This window comes from Helicobacter sp. MIT 99-5507 (assembly GCF_003364295.1).
Lineage (GTDB): Bacteria > Campylobacterota > Campylobacteria > Campylobacterales > Helicobacteraceae > NHYM01.
In genome coordinates this window covers 336,341-358,577 of record NZ_NXLO01000003.1, presented here as the reverse complement: position 1 = coordinate 358,577, position 22,237 = coordinate 336,341, and the positions used below count along the sequence as shown (strand labels likewise).

Sequence of the window (22,237 nt, the reverse complement as noted above, 5' to 3'; positions counted from 1 at the left end):
ACGAAACTCTAATCATACTAGATTTTAATCTAGTATGAGAAATTATTCATGCCTTAGTGCGTCTATCGGATTTAATTTAGATGCTCTTTTTGCAGGCAAATATCCAAATAAGATTCCAATAAATGCAGAAAATAAAAATGCAATAATTGCAACAGAAATGCTATATACAAAAGGTAGTTCAAAAGCATTTGCAAGTGCAAATGAAATAATAAAAGACAATACTACACCAATTAATCCACCAAATGAGCTAATAACAATGGCTTCTATTAAAAATTGCAGCAATACTTCATTCTCCAATGCACCTATTGCGAGTCTAGTGCCTATTTCTTTTGTTCGTTCTGTTACAGATACAAGCATAATATTCATAATACCAATTCCACCAACTATTAGACTTACTCCAGCAATAGTTCCAAGAAATAGTGTTAGCATTTTTGTTGTGCTTTCAAGTGTTTCTTCAATTTGTTTAGTATCTATTATCTCAAAATTACTACTCTTTGAATTATCTATATTTCTTATTTCATTTAGCACTTGTTTGATTTCTTGTGTTTTTTGTTTAGAATCTATACCATCTTCAAGAGATATGGTAATTCTATTTATATTATTGATAGATGTTTTTTCTCGTCCTAGAGTTCTTAGATATGATTTTAGTGGAAAAACAATCACATCATCTTGATCGTTACCCATAGCACCTTGACCTTTTGCAGCCAATACTCCAACACATTCACAAATAATACTTCCTTCTTTGTTTCCTACCTTGATTTTTGCTCCAAGTGGATCGCTATTTTTAAATAAAGCATTTTTTACACTATCTCCAATGATGCATACATTTGCACCACTTTTATACTCATCATCTCTAAATTCTCTACCTTCTGCCATACTCCAATTTCCAGCGATAAAATACTCACCTATAACGCCATATGTTGCTGTTTCTTTAGAATTTTGTTTATATTGTATTAAAGCACTTCCTTCACCCATAGGTGATAATGCTCTTATACCATAGACTCTATCTCTTATCAAATCTACTTCTTGTTGATTGAAATATCTCCTAAGACTTTGTCCAGATGTATCAAGTCCTCGTGATGGTGTGAGTATTAATATATTGCTTCCAAGACTTGCTATATTATCTTTTATTTGCTGTGTTGTGCCATTTCCTAAGCTAATCATTACAATAACGCTTCCTGTTCCAATGATAATCCCTAGCATTGTTAAAAATGCCCTAAGTGGATTCCTGCTAATTTGTCTAAAAGCTAGTAAAAAAGCATTAAATATCATTAATGTCTTCCTTTTGTATAATCAATATTACCATCTAAAAAATGTATTTCTCTACTTGCAAAACTAGCCATTTCACTTTCGTGTGTTACCATCAATATAGTGATTTTTAAATCTCTATTTAGCCATTGTAAAATATTCATAATCTCTATACTTCGTTTTGTATCAAGATTCCCTGTTGGCTCATCTGCAAGTAAAAACAAAGGCTTGCTAGCAATAGCTCTAGCAATAGCAACTCTTTGTTGTTGTCCGCCGCTTAGCTTATTTGGTGTATGATCTTCAAATCCATCTAATCCAACCATTTCCAATGCTTCTAGTGCTATTTTTTTTCTTTTTGATTTTTGCATACCACGATATAGTAGTGGTAATTCTACATTTTCTAATGCAGTAGTTCTTGGAAGTAGGTTAAAACCTTGAAATATAAAACCAATGTAGAATCTTCTAAGCATTGCTCTTTCATTTCTATCTAAGCTAAATACATCAACATCACTAAAGATATATTTTCCACTTGTTGCAACATCTAAACAACCAAGTATATTTGATGTAGTGCTTTTTCCAGAACCACTAGGTCCCATAAGTGCTACAAAATCACCTTGATTTATGCTTAGGCTTACACCTTTTAGTGCTTGAAAGGTATTGCTTCCTTCGCCATAGTATTTTGTAATGTTTGATAATTCAATAAACATTTGACTTTACTTTGTTTGAGATTGCAATATAACTTGCGTATTTGTGTCTATATTTTTTGATAATATTTGGACATTTTTACCATTTGAGATTCCAATCTCTACTTCAATCTCTTTTGGGATTCCATTTTCTAAAATCCAAATCTTTTCTTTTGAGCTAATTTGTGAATATGATTTTCTTTCTCTTTTTGGAGGTCCGCCCATTATAAAGTTACTGCTATTTCCATTTTTTTGTATAGAATTATTATTTGGCTTATATAACAATGCTTGATATGGCACTACTAGGGCATTTTTTTGGACATCAGTTTTTATTGTCGCAGTTACACTCATCCCTGGACGAAGTAATAATTTATCATTTTTAATATATGTTGTTACTTCATAGCTCACTATATTTGAAGAGCTAGAACTTGTGCTTGAGCTACTAGAACTTGATGATGAACTACTTGATGTAGAAGATGAATCTGCATAATTTACTTTTGCTATTTTTGCACTAAATTCTTCATTTGGATAGGAATCTACGCTAAAGATTATATCTTGCCCAACTTTTACTTTTCCAATATCAGCTTCTAACACATTTGAGATAAGCTTCATTTCTTTTAAATCTTTTGCAATGATAAAAAGCGTAGGTGCAGAAAAATTTGCCGCCACAGTTTGCCCAGGATCAACACTTCTTGATAAAATAATTCCATTTGTAGGACTTGTAATAATTGAGTTTTTTACATCAATTCTCGCAGATTTTAGCGATGTTTCTATTTGAGCAATTGCTGCTTTTTTTACCTCTATATCTGCCTTTGCATTTTTATATTCTAATTCTGCAGTTTTTAGTTGCAATTGAGATGGTGATTTTCCATTTGTTTTTTCATAAAGATTCAAGTAATTTTCATAATTCCATTGTTTATTTTCTAGCTGCACTTCCGAGCTGTATAATTCTGCTTTAGCAGATTGTAGTTGTGCTACAAAATTATCTACTGATTGATTTAATTTTTCTGGGTCAATCAAAGCTATTGTTTGCCCTTTTTTTACCTCATCATTTACATCTACTAATACTTCTAGTATTGTTCCAGAGATTTGGCTACCTACTTCAACGGTATCTGTTGGATCTAGTGTTCCTGTTGCGCTAACATCTTGTGAAATATCTTGTAATACAGGATTTTGTGTTATATAAACTTCTTCTTTTTCATTTAATTTAAGCCAAACAAATATAGCAATCACGATGATTGTAATCACTATAATAGCAATAATTAGTAATTTAAATTTATTTGTCTTTTTCTTTTTTATATTGTTGTAAATATCATTCATCATTTTTCCTTATATCATTTTTGTTTCCACCAATAGATCGGTATAGATAGATTGTCGCACTAATAGTATTAAAATATGATGCATTATTATTCTTCATCATAGATAAATGACTATTTATTGCTTGTATGTATTCGCTAAAATCTATTAATCCAAGTTCATAGCTTTGTTTTAATGTGCTTAGAATTTCTTCATTGTCTTCTAACATTTGTAAGCTTGTATTGAGTGTATTTTTATTTGCATTTAGTGCGTATATAGCATTTTCTATTTCACTTAATGCTGTATATATCGCTTTTTCCAAAGTATAATAAGCTTCAAGTCTTGTATAATCGCTAATTTTGATATTTTCATATATTTCCATTCTTGAAAATAATGGTAAAGTAAGCGAGCTTAGTATTTGATATGCTAGATCTGTTATTCCATTAGGTGATAATAGTGCTTTGCTAAGCGAGCCACTTATTTGTATGGTAGGATATGCACTTGCTTTAGTAGAGTTTAGGTTATATATTGCTGCATTTAGATTTGAGATTTGTGATTTTATATCCGGGCGATTTAGTATTATATCCGCACTATTATCTAAATTTACATAGAATTTTGGAATACTAAATTCATAGTTAGAATCTGTAAATTCATAATCTTTATCATTTATTAGAATCCTTATTTCATTTTTCTTACTTTCATAATCATTTAAAAGATTATTTAGATTCTGCTCTTCACTTTGTAATAATGCTTTGTTTTCCATAAAATCACTAAAATTTATAAATCCGCTTTCATACATAGTATTCATTACGCTAACTAATTCTTTGTAGTTTGTGATTCTTTCTTGTGTAAGCAAAATATCACTTTGCAAATATTTTAAGATTAAAATATGCAAGTGCAATATCGCTAACTAAAGAGATTTTAAAGAATTCAAGATTCTCATTTGCTATATTTAGCTGCTCTTCATAAGCATTTTTTGCATTAGTATATTTGCCAAATAAGTCTAGTTCCCAAGATGCCATCAAACTTGTATCAATGCTAGAATCTCCATTAAATCTATATCCAATATTGCCATTTACACTTGGCATTAGATTTGATATTGCGATTTTTAATTGAGATTCTGCGATTTTAAGCCTGCTATCATATATAAAAATATCACTATTTTTTAATAATGCCATGTCTATTAATTTTTTTAGTTCATCATCATTAAAAATATCAAATAAAGAATCTGTTTTTTCATCTCTTAAATCATAGCTATTTTTAAAATCATCAAGTTTGAATTCACTATTTAATTCTTCTTGTGTATATGGTGATGCACAAGATGCAAAAAATAATGCCAATAAAATAATGTAAAAAAGTTTCATCTACATTTTGCCCTTATTGATTATTTTGATAAAAATTTGTGTTTGGTATCTTAATATAAATAATGTGAAATTTTTGTGAAATTTTTTGTTAAAATCTTTAGTAAATTTCAGTGCCTAAAGGTTTATTAAAATGAAAAATTCACAAGAATTAAATCCTACAATTTATCTTATTGTGCCTTGTTATAATGAAGAGGAAATCATAAATTTAAGCGTAGAATCTTTAGATTCTAAAATACAAAATTTAATCAATAATAAAATCATAAATAAGCAAAGCAAAATAGTTTTTGTAAATGATGGCTCAAAAGATAAAACTTTAGAGATCTTAAAAGCACTAAAAAAAGAAAATATCATAATCATAAATCTAAGTCGCAATTGCGGTCATCAAAACGCCCTTTTGGCGGGGCTAGAATATGCAATAGATAAATGTGATTTAGCTATCAGCCTTGATTGTGATTTGCAAGATGATATAAATGCGATAGATTCTATGGTTGAGCGATTTAAAGATGGCTATGAAGTAGTTTATGGTGTGCGAGATGATAGAAGTAGTGATAGCTTTTTTAAAAGATTTAGCGCACAGAGTTTCTATGATTTGATGCATTTTTTGGGAGTAAAAATCGTAAAAAATCATGCTGATTATCGTGCTTTATCTAATCGTGCAATAAAATCCCTTTTAACTTTTAGAGAAGTAAATTTATTTCTTCGTGGTATCATCCCGCTTCTTGGGTATAAATCTTGTCATATATTTTATAAGCGAAATGCTAGAGTAGCAGGCAGTAGCAAATATCCATTTTTAAAAATGCTTAGTTTTGCACTTGATGGAATTACAAGCTTTAGTGTGCAACCTCTTAGAATTTTAAGCATTCTTGGTGCTATTATCTCTCTTGCATCTTTATTTTTTGGAATCTGGGCGTTGGTTGTTTATTTTATGGGTGGAACTATTAGTGGTTGGACTTCTGTGGTTGTGCCTATGTATTTTTTAGGTGGCGTCCAAATTCTTGGACTTGGAATCTTGGGTGAATATATAGGCAAGATTTATAAAGAAAGCAAATCTCGTCCTAGATATTTTATAGATTCTATTATTGATTAATCTTTTATAGATTTTATGAAATTATAATAGAGATTATCTAAATTTTGTAATTCTTGTTTGCAATCTTTGCAATCAATTCTAGATTCTAGAATCTGGATTCTGCGAAGCATATAATTAAATAATTGCCTATCAATATCTGGAATCTTATCCATCGCATGAGAATCTTTTATCCTACCTTTTTGTATTATTCTTGCTGGAATCCCAACTGCAGTTGAATTTGGTGGCACATCACGAATCACAACAGAGTTTGCTCCTATTTTTGCATTTTCCCCAATAGTAATATTGCCTAGTATTTTTGCTCCTGCTCCTATGGTAACACCACTTTCAATTGTCGGGTGACGTTTGGTTTTTTCTAGTGTAACACCACCTAGTGTAACACCTTGATAAATTGTGATATTATCTTTTAAAATCGCAGTCTCACCGATCACTATACCAATGCCATGGTCAATAAAGATCCTTTTTCCAATAATGCAAGCTGGGTGAATATCAATATGCGTGATAAATTGAGTAAATCCCATAACAATTCGTGCTAATAATCTAAACTTTCTTTTGTATAATCTATGTGCTATTCTATAATGAACTATCGCAATAAGCCCCGGATAGTTGAAAAATAGTTCTATATTTGATTTTATTGCTGGGTCTTTTTTCTTAATACTTAAAAAATCTTCTTTTATATCGTTAAAGATTCCCATATTTTGCCCTTTATTTTTTTAAGGATTTTTTCTTATTGTCCTTAGATAGCCATTTTCACTAAGCATTATATAAAGTTGCCCTAACACTTCTTTTTTGCCCTCACTATCTAAATTAGGCACTTCATCTATCCTTTGTTTTAATCGCCTCTCAATATCTTTTGTATCATAATCTAAGTCATCTAATACATCTAATATATTTTGTGCTTCAAGTAGATTTTCTATTTTGTATCCGCAATGCTCATCTTCATCAAAAACTATACTAAATTCTGTTGGATGCGTGAAAAGATTGTGTTTCATTCCAAGCACTTCTTGATATGCACCAACAAGGAAAAAGCCTAGAAAATAATCTTCTTGCTTTACATCTACATCATGCAAAAATAATGGCATATTTTTATTAAAGCTAATCTCTCCATCACTATCACAAGTGATATCCCAAAGACTAGCACTTCTTGTAGGGCGAATATTTAGTTTATCTAGTGGCATTACTGGAAATCTCTGTGACAATCCCCAATAATCAGGCATGCTTTGAAAGAAGCTACAATTTAGTAAATATCGCTCTTGAATCTGCTCTTGGATTCTTAGTATTTCATTGTGATTTTTATGCTTTAACGTATCAATTACTTTTTTTATGATCAAATGCACTAATACTTCAGAATTGCTTCTATCTTGCAAATCAATATATCCAAGTTCAAATAAAGTTAGCAAAGATTCCATGTGATCTAAACTATCGTGGAGATATTCTATCGCGTATCGTTCATTTATATTTTTGTATAAATCTAGCAATTCTTCTATCAATAAAGGATTTTTTTCTTTTAGTCGCAAAGATTCTTCATCATATTCTTGTGAAAATAGCTCTAATACAGGAGCGATTAATACTGCGTGTGATGCGGCAATAAATCTACCACTCTCTATAAATATATCTGGCTCTTTTTCTTTTTTGTTTTTTGCAATTTCTTTTAAACTAAATACAACATCAGCACTAAATTCTGCTAGAGTGTAGTTTTTATTATTAAACCCAGCATGCTGCGTGTATTCTACTGCAAGTCCGCCACCAATATTTACTATACTAAGATTCTCACATCCCATTTTTCTAAGTTCAGCATAAATATTTCCTGCTTCTCTAAGTGCTTTTTTTAGTGGTGATATATCACTTATTTGACTTCCTATATGAAAGTGAATCATCGTAAATTGCGATATTAGATTTGAATTTTTAAGAAGATTTATCGCCTCAAGTAATTCATTTGAAGTAAGTCCAAATTTTGAATTAATTCCACCACTTTTTGCCCAAATTCCGCTACCCATAGAATGCAATCTTATTCTAAGTCCTATATTTGGATATGGTGGGTTCATCTCTTTTGCTACTTCTATTATTGTTTCTAATTCATTTAAGCCTTCTATTGTAAGTGTGACATTATGTCCCATATTTGAGGCGATAAATCCTAGATGAATCATTTCTTTGTCTTTAAAGCCATTTACTGTTATTGGAGATTTTAGATTTGTATAAGCCATAGCAATGATCAATTCTGCTTTACTTCCAGCTTCTAGTCCATAATCTTTATCTTGTGATGCTTCTACAAGTGGTAATATAAAATTTGGAAATTGATTGACTTTTAGTGGAAATACGGCTTTAAATTTACCTTTATATTTGTATTGTTTGATTGATGAATGAAATGAATCAAATAACTTATCAAGTTGCTTGTGTATAAGATGGGGGAATCTCATAATAAGCGGACCTTTATAGCCATTTTCTCTTGCTTTATTTACAATATCAATGATTGCTATTTTTGGATTTGCTCCTAATTTTACCTTGCCATCTTCTATGATAAAATCATCCCTAGCCCAAAAATTAATACCATAATCAAACATTTCTATCCTTTTAGTAAAATGGGTTTATTATACACTATTATGCGTATTCGCTAAGTAATAGATTCTTGCATTAAGTATCGCTACTATCTAAATCTTAGAATCTAATCTATCTTCAATACCGCAAGAAATGTATCTTGTGGAAGTTCTACTTTTCCTATAGATTTTAGACGCTTTTTGCCTTCTTTTTGTTTTTCAAGTAATTTTCGTTTTCTTGTAATATCACCACCATAGCATTTAGCAGTAACATTTTTTCCCATTGATTTTATGGTTTCTCTTGCTATGACTTTATTCCCAATACTTGCTTGAATTGCTACTTCAAAAAGCTGTCTAGGTATGATTTCTTTCATCGTGCTTACTAGGTTTTTACCTTTTTCATAGGCTTTTTGGCGACTTACAATGATGCTTAGCGCATCGACTACGTCTCCTGCGACTTTTATATCAAGCTTGATTAAATCGCCTTCTTTGTATCCTATTGGCTCATAATCAAAGCTTGCATATCCTTTTGTAGATGATTTTAATTTATCATAGAAATCCATAATAATCTCATTTGTAGGGATTGAATATGAAAGCAGCACTCTATCTTCTGTGATATATTCCATTTTATCTTGGATTCCGCGTCTATTTTGGACTAATTTTATTACATTTCCTAAAAATTCTGTTGGTGTGATAATAGTGGCTTTTACATAAGGCTCTTCTATGCGAGATATTTTTTGTTCAGGCGGTAATTCTGCAGGATTTTGCACTTGTGTCATAGTGCCATCTGTAAGATAGACATTATAAAGCACAGTTGGTGCAGTAGCAATCAAATCTAAGTCAAATTCCCTTTCAAGACGTTCTTTTATCACTTCCATATGTAAAAGCCCTAAAAAACCTACCCTAAAGCCAAATCCAAGTGCTATTGATGTTTCTGGCTCAAAAATAAGCGATGAATCATTTAATTGCAATTTATTTAATGCATCGCGTAAATCTTCAAATTTATCAGTTTGAATAGGGTAGATTCCAGCAAATACGAATGGTTTTGCTTCTTTAAATCCACTTATTGGTTCATTTGCTTTATTATTTTTGTGTGTCATTGTATCGCCAACAGCAATATCATTTACTTGTTTTAATCCAAGACAGACAATTCCAATCTCACCACATTTAATAGTCTTTGTTTTTTTAGGGTAGAGTGGGTGAGGATACATAAGATTTAGCACTTTGTGACTTTTATTTGTATTCATTACTAGAATCTCATCATCAATATTGATATTTCCATCAATCACTCTAACTAACGCCAAAGCACCTAAATAATTATCAAACCAAGAATCATATATCAATGCTTTTAGTTTGCCATCTTTATTGCCATTTGGTGGTGGTATTGTATAGATTATTGTTTCTAGCAATTCTTTTATACCAACTCCACTTTTTGCAGATACTTCTAAAGCATGCGTGCAATCAAGCCCTATTGTATTTTCTATCTCTTCTTTTACTTTTTGTGGATTTGCAGCATTTAGGTCAATCTTATTTATTACAGGAATGATTTCAAGATTGTTTTCTAGGGCTATATATACATTTGCTATAGTTTGTGCCTCTACACCTTGACTTGCATCAACAACAAGTAATGCACCTTCACATGAACTAAGTGATCTAGATACTTCATAGCTAAAATCAACATGCCCTGGGGTGTCTATCAAATTTAGTATATATTCTTTATTTTCAAGTGTATAATTTAGTCTTACACTTTGAGCCTTTATTGTTATTCCTCGCTCCTTTTCTATATCCATAGTATCCATAACTTGAGAGCTCATTTCTCTACTTTCAATAGCTCCACATTCTTGTATCAATCTATCTGCAAGCGTGCTTTTTCCATGGTCTATGTGAGCGATTATTGAAAAATTTCTAATATTTTCCATATTTTTTTCTTAATGCAAAAAATGTCTTTTGCCACTAAAATATAGTGCAATATTATGCTTGTTTGCAGCTTCTATAACTTCATCATCTCTTATGCTTCCACCAGGCTCAATGATTGCTTTTACTCCAAATTCACTTGCTAAATCAACACTATCTCTAAAAGGAAAAAAAGCTTCACTAGCTAGGCTTGATCCAACTAGATTAAGCCCCATTTCTTTTGCTTTTAAAAAAGCGATTTTACTTGCATCAACTCTACTTGTAAGCCCCATACCAATGCCAACAAGAGCACAATCTTTTACATAAGTAACACAATTTGATTTTGTAAGAGCTGCTAATTTATATGCAATAAGCAAATCTTGCATTTCTTTTGGGTTTGCTTTTGTATTTCCCATCTGCTTAGAATCTAGCACCTCGCTATCAAATACTTCATCTTGTTCTTGAAGCAAGAATCCACCATTAATATGCCTAAAATCGAATTTGTCAAGTTTTATATTATTTAGTTCAAATAATCTTACTCTCTTTTTATTGCTAAATATTTCTAGTGCGTCTTTTGTAATGGTATTTGCAATAATTACTTCAAAAAAAGTTTCATTTATAAGTTTTGCTAAATTTATATCAAGATCCCCATTTATTGCAATCACCCCACCATAAGCCGATAAGCTATCACATTTTAATGCAGCTATGTAAGATTCTATCAAGTTTTCTTTTATTGCAAATCCACAAGGATTCCCGTGTTTGATGATACATATTGCATTTTTATCAAAGCTACTTACTATTTTTGTAGCGGCATTAATATCTAAGAAATTATTAAAACTGCTTTCACCCTTTAAAATATTAAAGCTTTTGCTCCAAGCATCATCAAATTCATATAAAGCACCATTTTGGTGTGGATTTTCGCCATATTTTGTATCTATATATTTTTTGCCAACGATAAATTTACTCTCACCAAATCCATTATTAAATCGTTCATTCATGTAATTTGCTATAAATGAATCATATTCTGCGGTGTGAGAAAATGCTTTTATCATCAGTTCTTTTCTAAAATCAATAGAATCTTTCTTATCTTTTATATTTGATATCACTTTATTATAATCATTACAATCTACTACCACAAGCACACTTTTGTAGTTTTTTGCAGCAGCACGAATAAGGCTTGGTCCGCCAATATCGATATTTTCTATAATCTCATCAAAATCATCACTTTTTTGCGTGGTAGCTTTGAATGGGTATAGATTCACACATACCAAATCAATAGGAAAAATTCCATTATCACTTGCACTTTTTACATCATCATCATTATCTCGTCTAAATAAAATCCCACCATGAATCTTTGGGTGTAAAGTCTTTACTCTTCCAGAGAATAATTCCTTAGAATCTGTATATTTGCTTATATCAATTGCATCGATATTGTGTTTTTGTAAATATGCTAAAGTTCCACCTGTGCTTAGTATTTCATATCCAAGAGAAGATAATTCTTTTGCAAACAAATCTATATTTGTTTTATCACTGACACTTAAAATTGCTTTCAATTTTCAACCTTTCAAATAATGATAAATTTTATCTACTATATTTTCTTTAGAATCTAAAGTATTGACGCTGTAATCAGCCATATTTTTATAGATTTGCAATCTTTTATCATATAGCATTTGAATAGAATCTATATCTTTTATCAATGGTCTATTTTCTACTCCATCATTTAAGATTCTATTTTTTATCTCATTAAATGGTGTATCCAAAAATATAACTTTGCCTAAGTTTTTCATATCATAGATTGTTGGCATTCCACCACCTGTAGAAATTATGGCATTATCCAAATTTTTCTGACACCAAATACAGAGATTTCTCTCTATTTCTCTAAATTTCTCTTCATCAAAATTTTTAAAAAAATCACTAATTTTCATCCCATAATTGACTTCAATAAGACTATCTGTATCTATTAGAATCTGCTTTAGCCTTTGTGCTAGTTTTCTTCCTATGGTAGTTTTGCCAGAACCCATAAATCCTATAAGAATGATGTTATTGCACATCTATTGTGATTCCATTTTGCATTTGTTTTATATTATAAATATAGCTTCCATCAAGCTCAATTACAATTCTTAAAAAATCATCATGCAAGCCATATTTTAGTGACTTAAAATATGGTTTATTTAAAATAATCTTATTTGTTTTGTAATATTTTAGATTCTTGCTAAAGTCAAGCACGATTCTATTTGGTTCTTTCATTATAAAATCTCTAAGTAGTTTTCCTTCATATTTTAGAGATAGTTTGTTATTTTCTATTGTTATGTCTTGTGTTTTTGTGATTTTATTTGTATTTTCTTCATTTAATATTTGTGATATTGTAAGTGGCATTCTCCAATCGATTCTACCACTTACATCAATATTTTTTTTTTCGATTGAGCCGTCAATATTTTGGTATGTAACTTCTATTTTTTTTATCAATCTTGCACTGCTAGGCAAAGTAATTTCAGCTTTATCAAATACACTTGTCTCCCCATAATATGGACGCACAGAATCTTTTGGCACTACAATAGGATCAAATGGATTATCCCTGCATTGCAATATACTTACAATTAATCCAAAAAATAAAATACTTTTTTTCAAAGATTACTCTCCAGCAATTTCAAAAATCTCTTTTTGCAAATAAGCATTTTGCTTTTGATAGAATTGCACGCTTTTTTGTAATTCTTTTTGCTCTTCTTTTAACTCTAGTAGAACAAATAAAGATTTGTTTCCAAAAAGTAGAATAAATATATAAATAAAAATCCCTATCACAACTATAGCAGCAATGATATATGGCTTGTATAATCTTATCTTGTCAATTATGCTTATTTTTTCATTAATTATTTTTGGCATTATTATTTAAACAATCTCCAGCCTAAATACTCGCTATAATCAAGCTCATTTTCTATTTCTAATAATCTATTATATTTTGCAATTCTCTCACTTCTTGCTGTGCTACCAGTTTTTATTTCACCCATATTTAGCCCTACTGCAAAATCAGCTATAAAAGTATCTTCGCTCTCACCGCTTCTATGACTCATAATGCATTTATATTTATTTCTTTGAGCAAGTCGCACAGCTTGCATAGTCTGTGTAACTGAACCAATTTGATTTGGCTTTATTAGCACTGCATTTGCGATATTTTTATCGATTCCCTCACGTAGAATCTTTTCATTTGTAACAAATAAATCATCGCCAACAAGCTGAATCTTACCTCCTAGCCTATCTGTTAGATACTTCCAACCTTCCCAATCATCCTCGCTTAATCCATCTTCAATTGATACGATAGGATATTTTGCACATAAACTTTCATAATAACTAACCAATTCTTTAGAATCCAATCTTCTATTTTCAGCACTCAAAAAATATTCTTTTTTGTTATCTACAAATTCACTACTTGCTACATCAAGGGCAATTGCAATTTGTTCGCCATCTTTGTATCCAGCTTTTTTTATAGCTTTTAATATCATTTCAATTGGCTCTTCATTGTTTTTTAGATTCGGAGCAAATCCGCCTTCATCACCTATGCTTGTTATATGTCCATTTTCTTTTAATATATTTTTTAGATGACCATATACTTCAGCACTTGCCTTTAGTGCGTCTCTAAAAGTATTAAATCCAAGCGGCATAATCATATATTCTTGAAAATCAACCGTATTATCTGCGTGGCTTCCGCCATTGATGATATTTAGCATAGGCACAGGAAGTATATTTGCATTTACCCCACCAATATATCTATATAGTGGAATCTCTAGTGCATATGCTGCTGCTTTTGTAATAGCCATAGATATGCCAAGCACTGCATTTGCACCAAGTTTTGAATAATTATCACTACCATCTAAATTTTTCATAATATTATCAATTTCACTTTGATTAAATGGTGATAATCCGATTAGCTTTTCTGCAATGGTTGTATTTACATTTTTACAAGCATTTAGGACGCCTTTGCCTAAGAATCGAGATTTATCCCCATCTCTTAACTCTAAAGCTTCTCTTTTTCCAGTAGATGCACCGCTTGGCACGATTGCATTGCAAGTTATGCCATTATTTAGTGCTATTGTAGCCCTAATTGTTGGATTTCCTCTACTATCTAATACTTCATCAGCAAAAATATCATCAATATAAATCATTAGCTATCCTTTTGTTCTTCAATATTTTCATCTATAAATTCCATAATCTCATCATTTGCACCGATTTGCTCTTTTATCTTATTTTCAATTTCTTTTGCAATATTTTCATTTTCACTTAAGAAAATTTTGGAATTTTCTTTTCCTTGTCCCATTTTTTTATCTTTATAGCTAAACCATGCACCGCTTTTATCAATGATATCTAGTTTTACGCCATAATCTATTAATTCTCCTAGTTTTGAGATACCCTCACCAAACATAATATCAAATTCTGCTTCTCTAAATGGAGGGGCAACTTTATTTTTAACAACCTTTGCTCTTACTGTATTTCCTATAGCTTGCTCATTTACTTTTAGTGTTTTTACGCGTCTAACATCGATTCTTACACTTGAATAAAATTTTAGAGCATTTCCACCTGTTGTTGTTTCTGGATTTCCATAGCCAATATTGCCTATTTTCATTCTTATTTGATTAATAAAAATAACGGTTGTATTCATTCTATGGATTACACCTGTAATCTTTCGCAATGCCTGACTCATAAGTCTTGCTTGAAGTCCTACATGAGCATCTCCCATATCGCCATCAATTTCTGCTTTTGGAGTAAGTGCTGCAACAGAATCTACTATAATCAAATCTATTCCACCACTTCTAGTTAGTGTTTCTAAAATTTCTAATGCTTGTTCTCCATAATCTGGCTGTGATACATAGAGATTTTCAACATCAACACCTAATTTTTTTGCATAATAAACATCAAGTGCATGTTCTGCATCGATAAATGCACAGATTCCACCTTGTTTTTGGCATTCTGCTGCAATTTGTAGGCTTAGTGTTGTTTTACCGCTAGATTCTGGTCCATATATTTCTATGATTCTACCTTTTGGAATCCCACCAACTCCAAGTGCTAAATCAAGTCCAAGAGAGCCTGTTGATATACATTCGATTTTTTCTTTTTGTTTATCACCAAGTCGTATTAAAGCCCCTTTACCAAAAGCCTTATCAACTTGCTTTAAAGCCAATTCAACGGCTTTTAGTTTGTCATTGTCAGCCATATATTTTTTACTCCTAAAATTAAAAATGATTGTAGATTCTATCTATTTTTTGGTTAAAATTAATTTGAATTTTAAGTAAAGAAGGTTTATTCCTCATGAGTAAAATTATTGTTGCACATTCTCCAGATGCGGATGATATTTTTATGTATTATGCAATTTATTTTGGTTGGGTTGGGTCAAAAAAAATTAGATTTCTTAATCTTGCCCTTGATATAGAAAGCCTAAATGAAGGTGCATTGGATTCTAAATATTTAATTTCTGCTATATCATTTGGTTTGTATCCATTTATCCGTGATAATTATGCTTTGTTAAATACGGCTATGTCCTTTGGCAATGGTTATGGACCAAAACTAATAAAAAAGAAAGGCAAAATTTTAAAAAATAATTTTAAAGTTGCATTAAGTGGCAGATGGACTACAAATGCAATGATTTTTAAGATGAAGTATAAAAATGCAAGGATTGTCTATAAAAATTTTTTAGAAATAGAACAAAGTGTTTTGAGTGGTGAAGTTGATGCAGGCGTATTAATACATGAATCAATACTAAATTTTGATAGCTCGCTTGAAGTTGAAGCACATTTATGGGATATTTGGGTAGATTTTATAAAAGATACTTTACCGCTTCCACTTGGTGGTATGGCAATATCTCGCTCAATTCCACTTCTTCGTGCAATTGAGATAGAAGAGATTCTAAGTAATGCTGTAAAAGTTGCTGTAAATAATAAAAAAATATTATCTAGCATGCTTGAAAATAGAGTAAGGGTAAATAAAGATGAGCTTGATACATATCTAAATATGTATGCAAATAAAGATTCTATTACATTAAGTCAAATTCAATTACAAGCATTAAATGCACTATTTAAAATAGGTTATGATAATAGAATATATAAAGATTTAATCAATATTAAAGACTATTTATTGCCTACTACTTATAAGAATTATAGATTCTCTTAAAATACGGTTTTGTTATTTGTTACAAGATCTATTTCCCGATTTGCACCATTGCTATAGCTTTCTGCAAGTAATCTACAAAATGTAACAGTTTTATTAATCATTTTTGGATTAAAATGTAGTTTTCCAGTCGATAAATCCAAAAAAATATAATTACCAGGACAAGTAACAATGTTATTATTTTGTGTATTTGATTCAATAAAAGATATAGCAACTAATCCATTTTGAGTAGGTTGCCATTTGCTTTTATCAAGTGATGGTGTATCCATCAGCCATTCACCCCAGTTATTGTAGCCTTGTGGTGGTGTATTTGTGATAGCGATATTTTCAGCAATAACTCTTGCTGGAACCTGTTTTAAAAGCGTAGCAATATCGCTTCTAGTCATTGCCACTTGAGAATCCATTCTTGTTTGAAGGAGCCAAGTTGTGGCAGTTCCAGCTAAAGCCCCAAGTATTATTATCACAAATACTAATTCAATCATTGAAAATCCATGTCTATTCATCATCTTTCCCATCTTGATTTTTATTTAATTATTATTTTTATTTAAGAATTAATATAGATATTGTATCTTATATTTGCTTTTTATTTTCTAAATAGAAAGTAAATATATTAAATTTCTATGTCTAAAATATTATCACCATATAAGTCAAATAATATTTCCATATCTTCATCATATAATATATGTATTTCATCAAAGTTTTCATGCCCTTCTAGTTTTTTGATATTGGATTCTAGGATTTTTTTTATATGATTAAATTGTGTTTTTATTATAAGTATTTGATTTGTATAAATGCTTCCATTGATGATTCCTAGATTGTTAAATACAGCACTAAATTCAATTTTATCTTTTTTTCTTTTTTTTATTTGTAGCAATATTTCTTTGTTTTTATCTTTTATTACCAAATTTATTATTTTTTTATTTAGTGCTATTAGCGAGTGTGTGAGGAATAAAAAATCATCTTTGGAATTTGCAAGACTTATTTTTTGCTCTAGATTCTCACTTAGATTCTGCATGAATTTTGAATCTTTAAAAAGTTCTTTTAGTTCATTTATCTCAAATTTGAGAGTAGAATCTTTTATTACTTCAAGTATCTTTGGTCTATTTACTAGATTTGATATGATTATTTCACCATTTTTATTTTCTTTTATAGTTGCTAGGTAATTCCTACCAACTTGCAATTCTTTTGCGCTTCTAGCCTCGATTATATTATTGCCAAGTTTTAGTTTGTATCCATTTTTTGTTTTATCCAGAATCTGCAATAATAAGGGCAAAGTGTTGTTGTAGTTGGTTTGTTGTTCAAAATTTTTTACAATTTTTGTAATATTTAGGATTCTATTTATCATATTTTTGCAATTTTTCTTTGATAGATGCTGCTATTTCAAAGCTTAGAGTTAGTTTATCTTGTTTGTCTAATTTCTTTTTATAATCTTTGCTTAAAATCGTGATTTCATTGTGAGTGTCGCCTATTTTATTATCATTATCAATGATATTTAAAATCACCATATCACAATCTTTTCCACCTTCTGTAGTAGAATCTAGCATTTTTTTGGCATTTATTTCACCATTTGTTTTGTGGCTTTCAGCCTTGAATCCAACTTTGAATTTACATTGTATCTGACTTAATAAATCTTGATTTTGCACTAATTCTAGATTCCAGATTTTGCCTATATCGCTTTTTTTGATTTTCTCATTTTTTGGATTTTCTACTTTATAATCACTAATTGCTGCTGCCATAATGACAATGCAATCTTTTGTATCTTGCAAGGCATTTTTATAATCATTGCTAGAATTTACTTTTGTTATTTCTATATCAAGTGGTAAGATAAATGGGAATCTTGAAGATATAAGATTTACTTTTGCCCCAAGATAATAAAATGCAAGCGCAAGAGCAGAGGCTTGTATCCCGCTTGAATTATTTGAGATATGTCTTATTGTATCGATTTGTTCAATACTTCCACCACCAGTAATAACTATCTTTTTATCTTCCCAAAAATTATCAGTTTTAAATTCTTTTTTTATATTAAAGATGATTTCATCTATATCAGCCATAGCGCCTTTTGCTACTACATTGCAAGCTAGCAAGCTCTCCCTTGGTGGAAGTATTTTGTATCCCATTTTTATTAAAGATTCTAGGTTTTGTTTGTTTTGCTTAGATTCCATCATATTTATATTTGCACTTGGAGCTATCAAAACCTTGCATTTGCAAGCAAGCAAAGTCGTAATGACTATGCTATCGCTTATTGCATAATTTAATTTTGCAATGCTATTTATACTAGCAGGAGCTAAGATCGCTATATCAGCCCATGATGCGTAGTTTATATGATTTGGTGAGTCTTGTGTGTCGTATTTTTGTGAATTTTTGTGTAAGACTTCTTTATTACTAAGAGATTCAAAAGTAAGCGGGGTTATAAAACTTATCGCCTCATCACTCATTACAACAGCAGTTTTTGCATTTAGTTTTTTTAATTTGCTTATTAAATCAAGGGTTTTGTATATTGCAATTGAGCCAGTAACTAAAATCAATATTTTTTTATTTTCTAAGATATTATCAACCATTTTTGCCCCTTAGTTTAACTTGATGGTAGAATCTTACCTTAAAAATAATCTATGATTTTTTAAAGTGTGATAAAACTAATATTTGATAAATTTATACAATTTTTTTAAAAAGGATTTGGCTTTGAAATTTTTTGGTCTAAATTGGGGGGGGGCAGCAACAAGAAAATCAATTACGCAATAATATATTATTAGTATTTTTTTATTTACTAATTTTATTCTATCTTATAAATATTGCAATTTATTCAAATTTTGGCGTAATTGATGATCATACTTTATTATCTACACTTTTTATTGGCAAGCAAATACCATTTTTTATATTGCCAGAAATTGGGAGATTCTATCCACTTGATGCACAAGAATTAAATATCATTTATAGTATTTTTGGAATCTCTGTAAATATTTTTTATATTTTTAGTAGTATTTTTGCATTTATTTTAGTTTGTTGTTTATTTGTAGCTTTAAATAATTTTTTGCAAAATAAAATTTATAGTTTATTTTGGATTGTAATACTTCTTTTTTCTCCTGCATTTGCCACAGCATTTTTGCGACTTTTTGTCCCAGAGAAATTAGAGAGCGTCTTTTTTGCAATTTTTATTTTTTCATTTATAAAATTTCAAAATACAAATAAATTTATATTTTTTATACTAGCTTTGATATCTGCAAATCTCGCACTTTATTATAAAGAAGTAGCATTTATAATGCTAGGTGGATTTTGCTTTTTTTATATATTATTTTCATATAAGCAAATTTTATACAAACAATCTAACAAGAATCCAATCATACTTAGTGCATTGCTTCTTATTAGCTGTGGTTTGTGGCTAATTTTTTATTATATTTTTGTGCTTGCTATCAAAACTAATAGTGGAAATTATGGCGATACTCCATATAATGTGATAATTGTATTTTTGAAAAATATCACAAACTATGCACTTAGCGAGCCATTTTTGTTTATTGGAATCTTTGCTTTGCTTGTTTTTAGATTCTATTTTATTGTTTTTAAGCATTGCAAAATCAATCCTATTTTGGATTCTGCTTTGATTGCGAGTTTTTTGCATTCTTTGGCATATTTTGCATTAAATATCTATAGCTTTCATTATCCACTTCCAGCATATATTTTTGGGATAATTCCTATTGCATTTTATTTAAGAGAGTATTTCAAATATTTATTTATAAAGTGCATTGTTGTTATTTGTGCTTTTATTTGGTTATTTAATAGCTTTCCTGCATTTATATATCAATTTAATCATTACAAAGCTGTGCCAAATAATTTTGCCAATACAATAGATTTTCTTGCTTCTTATATCAGTAAAAATCCACATACCAATATCTATCTAGATGGCGTAAATCGTGCAAGTAGCGGCGAGGTGTATCATAGTTTTATTAAAAATTTAGAGTTTAAAGGAATAGAGGATTTTGATATGAAATCTGATTTGCCAATTGATAATGCATTGCTTGGAAAAGAAGATTCTACTTCAAAATATAGTGTTTTTAAAAGTAATGATATTTTACAAAAACAAAGTGGTGATTTAGTCGTATGGACACCATATTCTACCATTGCTTTAGATTCTAGTGAGTATGAATTATTATTTTATAGTGATTATGGCTTTAATATACCATTTTTTGGAATAAAATCACTTTTAAAATCAATCATTATGAATCAATCAAAAGATATAATTCTAAGCAATAATATATCAATGCTACCAATCCACTTTAGCGTATATAGGGTAAAATAATGAAAAATATGATTACCCCCCCCCTATTTCAAAGTCCAAAACTTGCTATTGTTATTCCGCTTTTTAATGAAGAAGAGATTTTGCAAAAAAGTATTAATCTTTTTTGTGTAAAACTAGATAGATTAAAACAAAATAATATTGTAAGTAAAGATAGTTTTATTATTTTTATTGATGATGGAAGTGTAGATTCTAGTTTTGATATTTTGCAAACTTGTATAGATAAAAATAATATCATTGCATTAAAACTAAGCAAAAATGTAGGTCATCAAAATGCTTTACTAGCAGGATTGCAATATGCTAGAAATAAATGCGATTGTGCTATTTCTATTGATTGTGATTTAGAACAGGATATAGATAGGATTGATGAATTTTTACTTCATTTTAAAAGTGGCTGCGATATTGTATTTGGCGTGAGAAAAGATAGATTTAGTGATGGTTTCTTTAAAAAATGGAGTAGCATATTTTTCTATAAAATGATGGAGATTCTAGGTGTAAAAGTCATCAAAAATCATGCTGACTATAGGCTTTTAAGTAATAAGGCTTTAGGATTTTTAGATGAATTTAAAGAAGTGAATTTATTTTTAAGAGGCATTGTTTTAGAAATAGGATTAAAAAGTGCTATCGTATATTTTGATGTAAAAAAGCGTGAGTTTGGAAAAAGCAAATACAGCTTAGCTAAAATGCTTGGTTTGGCTTTGAATGGTATTACAAGTTTTAGTATAACACCTTTGCGTATTATCTTTGTCTTTGGATTTTTGATTGCATTTGTAAGTAGCATTTTTGGAATCTATGGCATTTATATTGCGATTTTTAGTGATTCTGCTGTGCCAGGTTGGGCATCTGTGGTAGTGCCTATATACTTTTTAGGCGGGATTCAAATACTTAGTATTGGAATTATTGGGGAATATCTAGGTAAAGTTTATAAAGAAAGCAAATCTCGTCCTAGATATTTGATAGATAAGGTTATTATCTCAAACAAAATAGATTCTAAATAAGAATCTATAAAGATTCTAGCTAGCAGCCATTTAACCTCTTATCTTTGAAGTTAAAATGATAAAAATTAGATTAAAAGTTGTAGCCAATTAATGCCATGATTTTTGTATAGTTTGTCTTGTATTGTTTATTTATTGCTGCACTTGTTGGTTCATTTATGATTTCATTTTTCATTGAGCCTTTTAAAAATCTCACTCCAATTGTGAAATTTGAAGTAAATGAATATCCAAGTCCGCCACCATAGATAAATCCTTGAGATATTGTTTTTGTTTTTGCTGTTTTTAATGCACCTATTTGCGCACCAGAAGGGATATTTTTCAAACTATCATTTAGCCAGCTTATATTGTATCCACCCATTGCTTGAATATAAAATCCACTAATATCAAGCCCAAAAATGAGTGGCACTTGTAATGCTACGCCATATCCAGTGCCTTTATTGTCTGCATCTTGCAAATTAGTGCCTTTTGAATCAAAAAATATCGGCGCACTGATTTCTACTCCTGTATATGGTCGTATTATGCCCTTTTTTGTGATTACTACTACAGATGTTCCAATCTCTACTGCTTGATAAGAAGCCTTATTTAGCTCAACATACGTATATCCTATCGTAGTTTGCTTTATAGTAGCACCAAATAGATTCGATGTTGCAAATACTGCAATTAGAATTAAAATCCTTTTCATTTTTTATTCCTTGTAAT

The 22,237-nt window shown here is 30.0% G+C and carries 22 protein-coding genes; 4 read left to right on the top strand and 18 right to left on the bottom strand.

Features of this window, described 5'->3' with window-relative positions; genetic code table 11:
- Positions 1–42: 42 nt before the first annotated feature.
- Genes CQA42_RS06630 through CQA42_RS06610 form a run of 5 tightly spaced genes read right to left on the bottom strand, consistent with a single transcriptional unit; the run spans position 43 to position 4,591 of the window.
- A complete protein-coding gene (locus CQA42_RS06630) occupies positions 43–1,272 on the bottom strand; it encodes an ABC transporter permease (RefSeq protein ID WP_115583881.1) in 1,230 nt (409 codons plus the stop codon).
- A complete protein-coding gene (locus CQA42_RS06625; protein WP_115583880.1) occupies positions 1,272–1,955 on the bottom strand; it encodes an ABC transporter ATP-binding protein in 684 nt (227 codons plus the stop codon). Before CQA42_RS06625 ends, CQA42_RS06630 begins: the two co-directional genes overlap by 1 nt.
- Before the next feature lie 6 nt (positions 1,956–1,961).
- Positions 1,962–3,251, bottom strand: coding sequence for an efflux RND transporter periplasmic adaptor subunit (locus CQA42_RS06620; protein WP_115583879.1), 1,290 nt, complete (start codon positions 3,249–3,251; stop codon positions 1,962–1,964).
- On the bottom strand, positions 3,244–4,083 hold the full coding sequence (locus CQA42_RS06615; protein WP_147289268.1) for a TolC family protein: 840 nt from the start codon (positions 4,081–4,083) through the stop codon (positions 3,244–3,246). Before CQA42_RS06615 ends, CQA42_RS06620 begins: the two co-directional genes overlap by 8 nt.
- A gap of 4 nt (positions 4,084–4,087) precedes the next feature.
- On the bottom strand, positions 4,088–4,591 hold the full coding sequence (locus CQA42_RS06610; RefSeq protein ID WP_115583877.1) for a TolC family protein: 504 nt from the start codon (positions 4,589–4,591) through the stop codon (positions 4,088–4,090).
- Positions 4,592–4,721: 130 nt separating this feature from the next.
- On the opposite strand from CQA42_RS06610, the gene CQA42_RS06605 reads away from it, so the two are divergent.
- Complete coding sequence (locus tag CQA42_RS06605; RefSeq protein ID WP_115583876.1) at positions 4,722–5,678, top strand: glycosyltransferase family 2 protein; 957 nt, start codon at positions 4,722–4,724, stop codon at positions 5,676–5,678.
- On the opposite strand, the gene cysE is transcribed toward CQA42_RS06605, so the two are convergent.
- From cysE to recA, 9 genes are all read right to left on the bottom strand, one after another.
- Positions 5,675–6,370, bottom strand: coding sequence for a serine O-acetyltransferase (gene cysE / locus CQA42_RS06600; protein WP_115583875.1), 696 nt, complete (start codon positions 6,368–6,370; stop codon positions 5,675–5,677). The two genes, CQA42_RS06605 and cysE, sit on opposite strands and share 4 nt — an antisense overlap.
- 18 nt (positions 6,371–6,388) lie before the next feature.
- Positions 6,389–8,236: an arginine decarboxylase gene (speA, locus tag CQA42_RS06595; RefSeq protein WP_115583874.1), complete on the bottom strand. Its 1,848-nt coding sequence runs from the start codon at positions 8,234–8,236 to the stop codon at positions 6,389–6,391.
- A gap of 101 nt (positions 8,237–8,337) precedes the next feature.
- Positions 8,338–10,128: a translation elongation factor 4 gene (gene lepA / locus CQA42_RS06590; protein WP_115583873.1), complete on the bottom strand. Its 1,791-nt coding sequence runs from the start codon at positions 10,126–10,128 to the stop codon at positions 8,338–8,340.
- Positions 10,129–10,137: 9 nt separating this feature from the next.
- Positions 10,138–11,655 (bottom strand): bifunctional phosphoribosylaminoimidazolecarboxamide formyltransferase/IMP cyclohydrolase, encoded by a 1,518-nt coding sequence (gene purH, locus CQA42_RS06585; protein WP_115583872.1) that lies wholly within the window; start codon positions 11,653–11,655, stop codon positions 10,138–10,140.
- 3 nt (positions 11,656–11,658) lie between these two features.
- A complete protein-coding gene (locus CQA42_RS06580; protein ID WP_115583871.1) occupies positions 11,659–12,153 on the bottom strand; it encodes a shikimate kinase in 495 nt (164 codons plus the stop codon).
- Entirely contained in the window at positions 12,143–12,730 is a 588-nt protein-coding gene (locus CQA42_RS06575) for an AMIN domain-containing protein (protein WP_115583870.1), read from the bottom strand. The genes CQA42_RS06580 and CQA42_RS06575 overlap by 11 nt, the downstream gene beginning before the upstream one ends.
- A 3-nt stretch (positions 12,731–12,733) precedes the next feature.
- Positions 12,734–12,982 carry a hypothetical protein gene (locus tag CQA42_RS06570; RefSeq protein WP_115583869.1) on the bottom strand — a complete coding sequence of 83 codons (249 nt, stop codon included), beginning with the start codon at positions 12,980–12,982 and terminating at the stop codon, positions 12,734–12,736.
- 2 nt (positions 12,983–12,984) lie between these two features.
- Positions 12,985–14,259 (bottom strand): phosphopyruvate hydratase, encoded by a 1,275-nt coding sequence (gene eno, locus CQA42_RS06565; RefSeq protein WP_115583868.1) that lies wholly within the window; start codon positions 14,257–14,259, stop codon positions 12,985–12,987.
- Entirely contained in the window at positions 14,259–15,305 is a 1,047-nt protein-coding gene (gene recA / locus CQA42_RS06560) for a recombinase RecA (RefSeq protein ID WP_115583867.1), read from the bottom strand. The genes eno and recA overlap by 1 nt, the downstream gene beginning before the upstream one ends.
- A 95-nt stretch (positions 15,306–15,400) precedes the next feature.
- Here recA and CQA42_RS06555 point away from each other — a divergent pair, with 95 nt between their 5' ends.
- A complete protein-coding gene (locus tag CQA42_RS06555) occupies positions 15,401–16,258 on the top strand; it encodes an MqnA/MqnD/SBP family protein (RefSeq protein WP_115583866.1) in 858 nt (285 codons plus the stop codon).
- Here CQA42_RS06555 and CQA42_RS06550 read toward each other — a convergent pair.
- The 3 genes from CQA42_RS06550 to coaBC form a co-directional block, all read right to left on the bottom strand.
- Entirely contained in the window at positions 16,255–16,758 is a 504-nt protein-coding gene (locus CQA42_RS06550; RefSeq protein WP_181881513.1) for a type II secretion system protein, read from the bottom strand. The two genes, CQA42_RS06555 and CQA42_RS06550, sit on opposite strands and share 4 nt — an antisense overlap.
- Before the next feature lie 107 nt (positions 16,759–16,865).
- The gene (locus CQA42_RS06545) at positions 16,866–17,600 is read right to left on the bottom strand and encodes a hypothetical protein (protein WP_115583864.1); all 735 of its coding nucleotides are present in this window, start codon (positions 17,598–17,600) and stop codon (positions 16,866–16,868) included.
- On the bottom strand, positions 17,590–18,813 hold the full coding sequence (coaBC, locus tag CQA42_RS06540) for a bifunctional phosphopantothenoylcysteine decarboxylase/phosphopantothenate--cysteine ligase CoaBC (RefSeq protein WP_258865587.1): 1,224 nt from the start codon (positions 18,811–18,813) through the stop codon (positions 17,590–17,592). Before coaBC ends, CQA42_RS06545 begins: the two co-directional genes overlap by 11 nt.
- A gap of 317 nt (positions 18,814–19,130) precedes the next feature.
- On the opposite strand from coaBC, the gene CQA42_RS06535 reads away from it, so the two are divergent.
- Complete coding sequence (locus CQA42_RS06535) at positions 19,131–20,546, top strand: hypothetical protein (RefSeq protein WP_115583863.1); 1,416 nt, start codon at positions 19,131–19,133, stop codon at positions 20,544–20,546.
- Positions 20,546–21,541 (top strand): glycosyltransferase family 2 protein, encoded by a 996-nt coding sequence (locus CQA42_RS06530; RefSeq protein WP_258865586.1) that lies wholly within the window; start codon positions 20,546–20,548, stop codon positions 21,539–21,541. Before CQA42_RS06535 ends, CQA42_RS06530 begins: the two co-directional genes overlap by 1 nt.
- A 70-nt stretch (positions 21,542–21,611) precedes the next feature.
- Here the strand turns inward: CQA42_RS06530 and CQA42_RS06525 are convergent, their stop codons facing one another.
- Positions 21,612–22,220: a hypothetical protein gene (locus CQA42_RS06525; protein ID WP_115583862.1), complete on the bottom strand. Its 609-nt coding sequence runs from the start codon at positions 22,218–22,220 to the stop codon at positions 21,612–21,614.
- Positions 22,221–22,237 lie beyond the last annotated feature (17 nt).